Source organism: Nitratidesulfovibrio oxamicus (assembly GCF_015731765.1).
In the GTDB taxonomy this organism is placed as follows: Bacteria; Desulfobacterota; Desulfovibrionia; order Desulfovibrionales; family Desulfovibrionaceae; genus Cupidesulfovibrio; species Cupidesulfovibrio oxamicus.
Genome location: NZ_VRYY01000006.1, coordinates 1 through 10,110 on the forward strand (window position 1 = coordinate 1; position 10,110 = coordinate 10,110).

16 protein-coding genes and 1 pseudogene are annotated in these 10,110 nt (G+C 66.7%); all 17 read right to left on the reverse strand.

Annotated features, from left to right (window positions below; all coding sequences use genetic code 11):
• The coding region (locus FVW20_RS00240; RefSeq protein WP_196607782.1) for a DNA circularization N-terminal domain-containing protein at positions 1–922 on the reverse strand (922 nt) is incomplete at its 3' end.
• A 9-nt stretch (positions 923–931) separates the two neighbouring features.
• Entirely contained in the window at positions 932–2,521 is a 1,590-nt protein-coding gene (locus FVW20_RS00245) for a tape measure protein (RefSeq protein ID WP_196607783.1), read from the reverse strand.
• Positions 2,522–2,632: 111 nt separating this feature from the next.
• Positions 2,633–2,914 (reverse strand): phage tail assembly protein, encoded by a 282-nt coding sequence (locus FVW20_RS00250; protein ID WP_196607784.1) that lies wholly within the window; start codon positions 2,912–2,914, stop codon positions 2,633–2,635.
• A gap of 3 nt (positions 2,915–2,917) precedes the next feature.
• Positions 2,918–3,283 carry a phage tail tube protein gene (locus FVW20_RS00255; protein ID WP_196607785.1) on the reverse strand — a complete coding sequence of 122 codons (366 nt, stop codon included), beginning with the start codon at positions 3,281–3,283 and terminating at the stop codon, positions 2,918–2,920.
• 24 nt (positions 3,284–3,307) lie between these two features.
• The gene (locus FVW20_RS00260; protein ID WP_196607786.1) at positions 3,308–4,774 is read right to left on the reverse strand and encodes a phage tail sheath subtilisin-like domain-containing protein; all 1,467 of its coding nucleotides are present in this window, start codon (positions 4,772–4,774) and stop codon (positions 3,308–3,310) included.
• Positions 4,775–4,777: 3 nt separating this feature from the next.
• On the reverse strand, positions 4,778–4,975 hold the full coding sequence (locus FVW20_RS00265; RefSeq protein WP_196607787.1) for a DUF2635 domain-containing protein: 198 nt from the start codon (positions 4,973–4,975) through the stop codon (positions 4,778–4,780).
• 2 nt (positions 4,976–4,977) lie between these two features.
• Positions 4,978–5,502, reverse strand: coding sequence for a hypothetical protein (locus FVW20_RS00270; RefSeq protein ID WP_196607788.1), 525 nt, complete (start codon positions 5,500–5,502; stop codon positions 4,978–4,980).
• Complete coding sequence (locus tag FVW20_RS00275) at positions 5,499–5,825, reverse strand: head-tail joining protein (protein WP_196607789.1); 327 nt, start codon at positions 5,823–5,825, stop codon at positions 5,499–5,501. Before FVW20_RS00275 ends, FVW20_RS00270 begins: the two co-directional genes overlap by 4 nt.
• Complete coding sequence (locus tag FVW20_RS00280) at positions 5,822–6,409, reverse strand: hypothetical protein (RefSeq protein WP_196607790.1); 588 nt, start codon at positions 6,407–6,409, stop codon at positions 5,822–5,824. The genes FVW20_RS00275 and FVW20_RS00280 overlap by 4 nt, the downstream gene beginning before the upstream one ends.
• Positions 6,410–6,413: 4 nt before the next feature.
• The gene (locus FVW20_RS00285; protein ID WP_196607791.1) at positions 6,414–6,617 is read right to left on the reverse strand and encodes a hypothetical protein; all 204 of its coding nucleotides are present in this window, start codon (positions 6,615–6,617) and stop codon (positions 6,414–6,416) included.
• A gap of 2 nt (positions 6,618–6,619) precedes the next feature.
• Positions 6,620–7,228: a hypothetical protein gene (locus FVW20_RS00290; protein ID WP_196607792.1), complete on the reverse strand. Its 609-nt coding sequence runs from the start codon at positions 7,226–7,228 to the stop codon at positions 6,620–6,622.
• Positions 7,229–7,248: 20 nt separating this feature from the next.
• On the reverse strand, positions 7,249–7,743 hold the full coding sequence (locus tag FVW20_RS00295; protein ID WP_196607793.1) for a lytic transglycosylase domain-containing protein: 495 nt from the start codon (positions 7,741–7,743) through the stop codon (positions 7,249–7,251).
• A gap of 2 nt (positions 7,744–7,745) precedes the next feature.
• Complete coding sequence (locus FVW20_RS00300; protein ID WP_196607794.1) at positions 7,746–8,015, reverse strand: hypothetical protein; 270 nt, start codon at positions 8,013–8,015, stop codon at positions 7,746–7,748.
• A gap of 15 nt (positions 8,016–8,030) precedes the next feature.
• Positions 8,031–8,390, reverse strand: coding sequence for a hypothetical protein (locus tag FVW20_RS00305; protein ID WP_196607795.1), 360 nt, complete (start codon positions 8,388–8,390; stop codon positions 8,031–8,033).
• Positions 8,391–8,400: 10 nt separating this feature from the next.
• Positions 8,401–9,414 (reverse strand): major capsid protein, encoded by a 1,014-nt coding sequence (locus FVW20_RS00310; protein WP_196607796.1) that lies wholly within the window; start codon positions 9,412–9,414, stop codon positions 8,401–8,403.
• Between the two features lie 9 nt (positions 9,415–9,423).
• Positions 9,424–9,813: a head decoration protein gene (locus tag FVW20_RS00315; RefSeq protein ID WP_196607797.1), complete on the reverse strand. Its 390-nt coding sequence runs from the start codon at positions 9,811–9,813 to the stop codon at positions 9,424–9,426.
• A gap of 12 nt (positions 9,814–9,825) precedes the next feature.
• Positions 9,826–10,110: pseudogene (locus tag FVW20_RS00320) on the reverse strand (hypothetical protein); the annotation flags it as partial.

Below are 10,110 nucleotides of genomic sequence, written 5' to 3' on the forward strand. Positions count from 1 at the left end.
CGCCCTCGCGCAGGGTGGCGGCGTCCGCCCGCGATGCGGGGGTGGAGAGCGCGGCGGAACGCGCGGCCTCTGCCGTGGCGGCCCGGCGCTGGTAGTCTGCCAGCACCTGGGCATTCATGGCAGACGTGGTGCGCATGGTGCCCGCGCCTTCCGGCACGGTGACGGTGGGTGTGGACGCGGCAAGGGACAGCATTTCGCCGGATCGGGCCGTATGCGACGACGAGGAAATGTCGCCGCTGTCCGCGAACAACGGGCGCATCAGGTCGGACGGGACAGCGTTTGCCAGGTCCGCCACCGACATCCCGTCTATGAGGTCAAGGTGGCTGGCGAATCCTTCCGGGTCCGCCACCACGGAACGGACGCCCCGTGCAGCAGAAGCCATCCCGCGCACAGCGGACAGCGCGTCACGCAATACAGGCTCCGGCTGGCCGTCCAACGCAAGGTCACGGTCCAACACATCGTCCGCGCTATCCATGGCACTGTCCGCCCGCGACGACGCCAGCGCGCCGGGCTTGGCGGATCCGGAGGGGCTGGCCGCCTCGCCTGCCTCGCTGAACGTGAGACTGAAGGTGGCCATGCCGCCGTCGGTCTTGCTTTCGCGCAGGCGGCAGCCGGTGCACACCACCAGCACCTCGCCGGCCCACGGCGTGACCAGGCGTCCGGGGCCTTCGTCCTCACAGGCCTTCAGCAGGGCATCGCGCGCGGGCATGTAGTCCGGCCCCAGCACGTAGGCTTCGACTGCGTAGCTGCGGGCCTTGCGGCCAAGGTCTTCGGTATAGGGCACATCGCGCCCCGGAAATTCGTGGGTAACGGCGCGGCGCCCGGTTTCCCGGTCGCTGGCGTCCACCTTGAAGCCCACGCCCCGGAACGACGCGGCGCGCAGGCTGCGCCGCCATGCGGCATCGGTGGTCTTGATTGCCATGGCGCGCTCCTAGTGGGCCGGGGCGGCAAGGCCCATGTAGGTGATGTCCGTCGGCACCGGCTCGCCGGTCTGGCGCACCTCTGTGCCGCGCGGAACATTCTCCATCTTGATGGTCAAGGTGGACTGCTTTTCCTGCCGCTCCAGCGACTGGAAGCGTTGTTCCTGCACCCGGCGCATGGTTTCGCCAGCGCCCAGGCTGGGGCGGGCAGCAAGGGATGGTGCACCCTCCCCATCCTGCGCAGGGGACGATGCACCCGCAGGGGCGAACACGCCCTTTTGCGCGGAAAAGAAATCGCCCACGGCGGATGCGCCGTTGACCATCCAATCCGGCAGGGCCTCTTTCGCCCACTTGATGATGGCGTCCCACTTCAGCCACAGGGCGGTGATGGCGGCCACCAGCCCGCCAATGGCCAGAACAACCCAGCCGAAGGGGGTGGCCACCAGCGCCAGCGACAGTTGCAGGAAGGCGGCTGCCAGCCCAAGGATGGGGCCGACAAGCCCGGACATCAATGCACCAGCAGCAATGGCCAGGTTGTCCCATCCGCCCAGCAGTTCTGCCACCCACGCCAGCTTGTCGCCCAGGGTTTGCAGGCCGTCCCACATCTTGGGCAACACTTCCCACGCGGCGTCGAAGAAGCGCACCATCTTCTCGCCAATGTCCTTGGCCCATGCCTGCAAACGGCCATCGGAAGACATGACGTCTATCTCTGCCAACACCCCGCCCAGCTTGTCCTTCATCCAGTCAAGCACGCCGTTCTGCATGACCATGTTCGAAAAGCGGCTCCACCCGTCCATCATGTTGGACCACATGCCGTTCCATGTTTTGGACTGGGCTTCCATGCCGCCGCCGTACTTCTCTGCCCAAATCTTCATCAGGGTGGCCTGGATCTGGGCGCGGTCGCTGGCCTTGGCCATCATCTTGGACTGCTTGCCTGCGGCGTCGGTGTATTCGTAGATGATCTTGCCGCCTTCCTTGGCGGCCTTGATGCCGAATTCCTTCAGCCGTTCGTTTTCTCCGGTCACCGCGTCGGCAATGGCCTCCACGGCGGACTCCAGCGGCTTGCCCATGGAGGATGCCGTATCGCCCAGCACCTTCAGCAGGCCGGGCATGGGGTCCATGCCGTAGGCCCGCAGCTTGACGAAGGCGTCCGTCACTTCTGCCAGCTCGTACGGGGTGCGCGCCGCAAAGTCGCTTATCCACCCCAGCTGTTCCTTGGCCTTGCCCTTGTCCCCCCGGTTCAGGGTGGTCAGGATCGTCTCGAACTGTTCGAACTGCGCCGCCGTGTCGAGGAACTGCGTCTTGAAGGCAAAGCCCGCCACACCCGCCGCAACGGTGGCCTTGGCGGCAAAGTCCTGGGCTGCCGCCGTGGCCTCGCCGAAATGCGTGCGCGCGTTGCCGCCTATGGACGACAACCGCGACAAGCCGGACAGCCCGGCAAACCGCCCGCCCTCCCTGTTCAGGGCGCCCCACGAATCGTGCATGCGCCGCAGGTTGGCGGTGGTCGATTCCAGCCTGTCGTTGAACGCCCGGAAGGGGGCACTGAATCTGTCCAGTGCCCCAAGGACGAAGGTTACGCCGGTTTCGCGCGGCCCAGCCATGTCAACTCCGTGCGTCGTTCAGCTCGTTTACCCGGTCCAGCCAGAAGCGCAGGTCTTCCGCGTCCATATCCAGCAAGTCCACAGGCCCGAAGTGGAAGGCGTCGGCTATTGCTACGACGGCTGTTGTCCAATCGTCGGGCCACCCGGCAAAAAACCGGACGTGATGGCCAGCGCCTCGAACAGGTCTTCGCTTTCCAGTTCCGCCATCACCGACGGCGGCTGGTTGCACAGGCGGCCACCCACCATCAGGATGTGCTCCATGCACATGGCATTGCCGCCGATGGGCACGCCCTTCATGTGCTTGCCCTTCAGCGGGCCGAGGAACACCAGCTCCGTGATGGCGGTGTCGCCGTGGCCGATGGGATGCTTCAGCTTCAGCACCTTGGGTTCCATGCGCTAGACCTCCTCTGCGGTCTTGCCCTCGAACCGCACCGCTATTTCGCCCTCGCCGGTTTTCACGTTGCCGTCGCCCGCGTACCATCCGTCCCGCAGGGTGATGGTCTTGCCGTTGTTCAGTTCCAGCGTGACGGTTACGCCGTCCAGCGTTTGAAAGGTCTTCAGCGAAAGGTCGGCCCGATCGGTGATGGCCCCTTCGATGAAGGGCACCTGCACCGTTTCCTTGTAGCCGTGCACGCTGTCCGCCCCCACAATGCCCTCGCGCTTGGGCAACCCGAGGTTGTAGGTGAACTCGCCCTTGGCCTCCTGCAGCGTGCCGTCGATCTTCAGGTAGATGATGCCCGCGCGGCGGTTCGGCGTTGCCATATCTTGTCCCTCCTGTGTGGCGGGTTAGAGGATGAACTGGATCTTCACACCGCCCACCACGAACTGGTTCACCAGATCGGGCGGCAGCAGCCAGTCCAGCCGGTTGCGGTCGCTGGCGTTGCGCTCGCACACGACGTTGGCGGCAAAGTCGTCCACGTTTTCCACCAGCCCCAGTTCCTCCCACACGCGGGCGCGGGCCACGGCCTCTGCCTTGCCCACCCTGGGCGTGATGATGGGTTGCCCCACGCCGAAGTTGTTGCCGTCGTCGGCCAGCTTGTGGCGCGGGTACTTGCGCAGGATGTAGGTGCGGAAGTCGTACCGCAGGTATCCCAGCGTCAGGATGGTGTTGAGGTCGAGGTAGCTGGGGTCTTCCGCGCCGTTGGGGCTGGTCTTGTACGTGGTGATCAAGCGCTGCACGCGCACGGTGCCCCCGGCATCCACGTAGAGGGTGGAAATGCCGTCGTACAGCAGCAGGTTGTTTTCCTGCAGGGTGAAGCGGTCGGATTCCACCGGGGGCAGGATGCCGGTGAGCGGCAGCGTCTGGAACGGCCGGGCCGGGTCGATGTTGCCGTAGTAGGCGGCCACGGCGGCAAAGGCGGCGGCCACTTCCCACACCGGGTTGGGCACGCCGTGGGCGTGGGCGATGCAAAGGTGCTGGCTGTTGCGGCTGTCGCCCAGCGTGCCCAGTTCGCCATGGGTGCCGGTGGCCGCGGCAATGGCCACGCCTTCGATCATGCGCAGGGGGCCCCAGCGGTCCAGCAGTTCCTGCTCCACGGCGCGCAGGCTGGCGGGGTCGGTCCACGGCCAGACGATGATGTTGTAGTGCTCGTCACCCAGCGCGGCGATGAGCGGGGCAACGTCCGGGTTGGCGGTGCCGCCGGACAGGCCGGCAGGGGCCACGGCCACGGAAAGGCCGGCGGGCGCGGATTCTCCGTAGTAGTTCATGCGCACGTCCAGCCCGTTGGAGGCCAGTCCCTTGTGCCGGGCGGTCAGGGTGACCACGGCCCCGGCGGCGGCAGCAGTGCACGGGCAATCGTCCTTGGCGTTGACGGCGGCGGCAAGGGCGGTGGCCACGGCGCTGGCCTGCTGGCCAGCGGTGACGCCGCAGGAAACGGCGCGCCCGCCCACGTACAGCACCAGGGTGCCGCCCTCGGTGGCGGCCCCGGTAAGGGTAACCGTGCCGGTGGCCGCCTGCCCGGCGGCATTGTCCGCCACCGGCATGGCCCACAGCTCGGTCATGGCATCGCCGTCCAGATAGGTGTCGCAAATCTGCGCCAGCATGCTGGCCGCGCCGAACAGGGTGCGGGCCTGTGCCGCGCTGGTGACGCGCACGGGAGTGAGCGGCGTGGCGGTACCGGTCAGCATCTGCCCGCAGGCAAGGGTGCGGTAGGCCATGAGCGCCGCGCCGTTGACCGCGTTGCTGTTGTCGAATTCCGCGTAGACGAACGGCACGCGCAGGTTACGCGGGACGCTATCAAAGCTGATTGCCATGGCTTACTCCTTGGCGGGCTTGGCCTGCTTGGCCGTGGGCTTGCTGGTGGTCACGTCGCCCGCGCTGATGCGCCGCAGCCAATAGGTGCTGCGCGGCACCTCCAGCCCTTCGTCGGGCACGTGCTGCAAGGTCTGCGGGTCGCGCACCTTGATGCCTTGCACGGGGTACACCGTGATCAGTTCAGGGGTAGGGTTGGCCATGGTCACTCCTGTGCGGGATGGATGGTATCTTCGGCGTCGGTGGCGCCGTCCGGCGGGGCCAGGTCCCAGCGCACCCCGCCGGTTGCAAAGTCGTCCAGTTCGGGCTGCTGGCGGGCGCGCTCGTACCACACGCCCGCATCCACGCGGGCGCAGCCGACAAGTTCGTCGCCCTTCTCTGCCAGCGAAATTTCGATGCCGCGCATCTCCAGATCCTGCACCAGACCGCCCAGGGTTGGGTCTGCCACAAGGGCATCCTCCACCGCGTCGGCAAGATCGTTCAGCGTGTCGTCCATCCCTTCGCCGTTGGCCACCACTTCCACGGCCAAGGTGAGGTCGCGGGTGTAGCGGGGGGGCGAGGTGTCTTTTGCGTCCAGGGCTTCCTTCAGCCCGTACACGCCGATGGCAGGCAGGCGCTTACTCTGAATGTGCCGCACGCGGCTTCGGTACACGCGCCCTTCAACGGTGGGCAGCGCTGCCTTCAGCAAGGCCTCCACGGCCTTGGTTATCTGCTTGCGGGTGGCCGTCATGCGGGCCTCCGGTGCAGGCGCACTTCCAGCATGTTTGGGTGCTTGGGCGTCACGTCGGCCACGGTGTATTCCGCGCCCTCGAACTGCACGCGGTCTTCCTCGATCACCGGCAGCTGCGGAAGCGACGTGCGCAGGATGGTCACGGTTATGGCGCTGCTGCTCACCTGCATGTAGTCGCCCGCGTCCACCAGCTGCTCGCCCTCTTTCCAGATGCCGCGCACGGTGACGGGGTCCCCACCCAGGGGCAGGAAGGTGACCGGGTCGGCAAAGCCCCCGGCGAATATCCGCGCCGCGTCTGCGCGTACACGTGCGCGCAGGCTCATGCGGTCAGCTCCTTGGACAGCAGGTAGTTTGCTTCTGCGATAACGCGGTTGCGGAACACGTCTTCCGCCCTGGCCTGCTGGGCGGCGAGCACTTCCGGTTTGCCGAAGTAGGCGAGGAACGACGGCCCATACAGGCGGCGGATGGGCGTGCGCCTGGCGGTCTGGCGGGCGTACACTTCGCCCTTGGCCACAAACACGCCGGGCAGCTTCTGGCCGTCCTTGCTGACAACCCGCTTGCGCCCACCGCCCTTGCGGATAAGCACGGTGACGCCCTTCTTGGTCTGCCGCGCCCCCCAGCGAATGAGCGGGATGGACATTTTGCCCATGGCGTACAGGATGGCCACCTTGTAAGCGCGGGTAGCCTTGCGCACGTACATGGTGTTTTTCACGTCGCGGGCGGGCACGGCGTATTCGGCGCGGATGGCCCTGGACACCTCGTCGCGGGTGGCGGTGACGGCCCGGTTAAGGGCACGCACCACCACCAGGTCCATCCCGCGCGGGATGGACCCCACCCGACTGGCCAGCTCGCCCAGCACCTGGGCGGCATGATGGCTGTCGAGACGGACGAGGCGCTTGTCTGCCATGGGGCTAGTCCTTGCTGTCCGGGGTATCCGGGCTGGCGGGGGTCAGGTCGGGCATGTCGCGCAGTTCCTGGGTGGCCGCTTCGTATTCTTCGATGGTGGGCAGGGTGTAGCCGCCCTGCTCCGCGCACAGGCGCTGGGCCATTTCGGCGGCGGTCAGGCCAAGGCGCAGGCCGGATTCCAGCAGTGCGATCAGTTCCACGGGGGTCATGGTCAGCTCTCCTTGATGGCCGCAAGAAGTGCCGCGGCGTCACCCAGCAAGCGCATGGCGTTGGTTTTCAGGGCCAGCCAGTCGCCCGGTGCGGTCTTGGTACGGGCGTAGGTGCCCGCCCCTTCGCGCAGGGCGATGACGGCCAGCTTGGCCTTGTCCAGCAGCGGGGCCACGTCGGCCTCCAGCGTGGGCCGGGCATCGGGCAAGGCAGCGTGCAGTTGCTCATATTCCTGATGCAGGGCCACGTAGGTGATGCGCAGTTCCTCGCCCACGGCCATGGCCTGCTCGTGCGGTTGCAGGTTCTTCAGCGCGCAGCCGGAATTGACGGACAGCACCGGCAGCAGCAGCGCAAGCAGCAGCAACAGCTTTGCGCCCTTGGCAGCTTTGACGGTCACCGGCTTGATGGTGGTCTTGGCCTTGATGCGGCCCCAAATGGTCAGGCCACCGGCAATGGCGGCGCCAACGCCCAGGGCCGCGTCCGTCAGCTGGGTCTGCATGTCCGCGTCAAGGCTGATGCCGCACAGGGCCAGCACGGCCACCAGCAGGGAGACAATGCCCCCCCACACGGTGCGCGAGGCCAGCAGCGGCTTTACGGTGTCGGTGTCAAACATGGGTGCTCCCTTTGGCCCGGTTACACGGGCCACGTGCCGCCAAGGGCGCGCAGCACCTTGGCCGGGTATTCGGGATTGGTGTAGTTGTTGTGCCCCTTCACCGCGCCTGCTCCGCCGTTGTACGCGGCGCAGACGGCGGACCAGCCGAAGGCCGCCTTGAACCTGGCGGCGAAGGCGGCCAGATGCTTGCAGCCGATGTCCAGCCCGGTGGCCGGGTCGCACAGCTCCGTCAGGTATGCGCCCTTGAAGCCCCGCTCGCGCGCCACCTGGCCCATCACCTGGAGCAGGCCAAAGGAGGTGGCGCGCAGGCGGCGTTCGGTATCCAGCGAGCAGGGGGAAACGGCCTTCACGTCAGCGTTCTTTTCGACGTAGCGGGCGTAGAAGCCCGGTTCAAAACGGGTGGCCCAAGGATTGTCAGTGCTTTCCACCCGCACCATGGCCGCCACCAGTTCGGGCGGCAGGCCATGGCGGGTGGCCGCGTCGTTGATCAGTTGGGTGAGCTGTTTGGGGTCCATGGTCACTCCTTGTCGTCGGCGCGGGTGTTCAGGATTTGCGCCTGGATGTCCTTGGGTATGTCGCTGTGGACAACAAGGGCGCGGAGCATGCGGAACAGGATGTTGAGTTTGGCGCTCACGGCGTCGAACGTATCCTCACTGGCGTCGTGCCGCAGGCGGCACTGGTCGCGCGGAACGAATTTGCTGCCCAGCCAGATGCGGACGAACACGGCGGTGAGGGTAGAGATGAATCCACCCGACAGCAGAAGTTCCAGCGGTGTGAACGTCAGCATGCCGCGCCCCCTGCCTTAGCCCTGCCCGGTGGTCCCGGCCTGCCCGGTACCCTGCTCGGCTCCGGTCTTGCCGTCGTCCTTGGCGGTTTCCGGCTGCGGAGCCGGAGCCGCCGGGGCGGCGGGCTTGGACTTGTCGGCCATGCGGGCGGCAAGGGCGGCCTGCGGGCTGGCTTCGTCCGGCCCGTCACCCACCTCGGCAACCTTGGTGGCAGACGGGTCCGTGTACAGTTCGGCGGACTTGCCGGTGATCAACCGTTCCGCCAGTTCGGCAGGCACGGAGACGACGGAGCCGGGCTTGTGCACGACGCGCACGCCCTTGGCGTCGCGGTCCCACAGTTCGCCCAGCAGACGGACGCGTACTTTCTTGGCAGCCACGGGCACCCCCTTACAGGACCACAGCCGTCACGACGGATGCGGGCTGGTAGATGACGGGCAGGGGGTTGGTTTCACCAAGCATCCACAGGCTGGACGGCTCTTCTTCAATGAACATCTTGGAGAAGTACTCCGCCTGCACCCCGCCGATGCCCGCCGTCAGGTCTTCGATCAGCCCGAATTCCAGCACGGCCTTGGCCTTGGTGGAGTACAGGGCAATCTTGTTGACCGGCCAGATTTCCTGCGGCGCGTCGTTGGCATCCAGGAAGGAGCCGCCGTAGCGGTACAGCTGAAGCCCTTTGTAGAAGCCCACGTAGTCGGCGGCGAACTGCGGCGCCAGCAGGCCCACTTCCATGCGCTTGTTGTCCAGCTGCTTCTGAATCTTCGGGTGGCTGGTGAACCGGGCCGAAACACTGGTGCCCATGAGCATCACGTCCGGGCTGAAACCGGTCTGGTCCTTGGCCTTCTTGGCCCAGGATTCCACCTGTTCGTCGATGTCGCTGGCGTCGTCGGACCACAGGTCGCCGCCGGTCAGGGTCACCTTGTTTCCGGCGGGCATGCCGTAGTCGTAGACCAGGCCCAGTTCGTCGATGGTCATGGACCCCTGCAGGATGTCCGCGCAGGCCTTTTCGATTGTCAGGTCCAGACGGGCGCGCATGTCCTGAAGCTCGGTGGCCAGGTTCTTCTGCGCAGCCAACTCGGCGGTTTGTCCGCCAACCAGGTACGGCACGAACCCTGCGGGCCGGGCCAGCAGCTTCTTGGGATCCATCTGCTTCTTGGGTCGCAGCTTGGGAAATTCCAGCCAGGTCGCCGACTTGCGGGTGTGTTCGATGATCGTTCCGCCCTGCACTGCGGTGGTATAGGGCACCACCTTGTTCTTGTACTTTTCCTTGTCGAACTGGAGGATCGTTGCAGGGTTGGTGTTGCGGTCCTTGAACAGGGTCTTTTGCAGCAGGCCAGGCATGCCCGGCATTTCGGCAATGGCCTCGGTCAGGTACTGGAAATCCCAAGGTCCGGGTTTGGACATGGCGGCCTCCTACGCGGGCTGCTTGAGGGTGACGTAAATGCCCGCATCGCGCAGGGCGGCGATGGCGGCGGCCTTCTGGGGGGCGGTGATGCCGCCCGGCCAGGTAAGGCCCCGGTCCAGCACCGTGCCGTGCACGTAGCCGCGCGAAACGGCATCGCCAGACGCGGGCACGGTGGTGTCTTCGGCCAGGATGTGCGTGGGGGTCTGGCTGCCGTCGGACGCGCCGGGGGCCAGCTTTACCTGCTTGCTGCTGGCGGTGACGGTGGCCAGCACCGTACCGGCGGCAACGTCAACCTGCGCGCCCGTGGACGCCAAGGTGATCACTTCCAGCACGGGCGGGTGCGCGCCCAGGAACGGGATGAAGGCGTATTCTTCGGTGGTGACGGCGGGGTTTGCCATGACGGCCTCCTGTTATCCGCCGACAAGCGCGGCAAGGCGCTTGCCGAACTGGGCGGGGGTTTCGGCGCCGGGCTTGCCGGGGGCACCGGCCAAGGGGGCGGCATGGGCGGTGGTCAGCCCTTCCAGAATCCTGTCCGCCTCGGACTTGGCCACGGTGGCCTTGGGTTCGGCGGGGGGCGTGCCCTCCTGCTGGCTTTCGGCGGCGGCATCGGCCTTCGGGGGCGCGGGCATCAGCCCGGCCACGGCGGCGATCTGCGCGGCGGTCAGGTTCTGCTCCAGCAGGGCCTGCACGCGGGT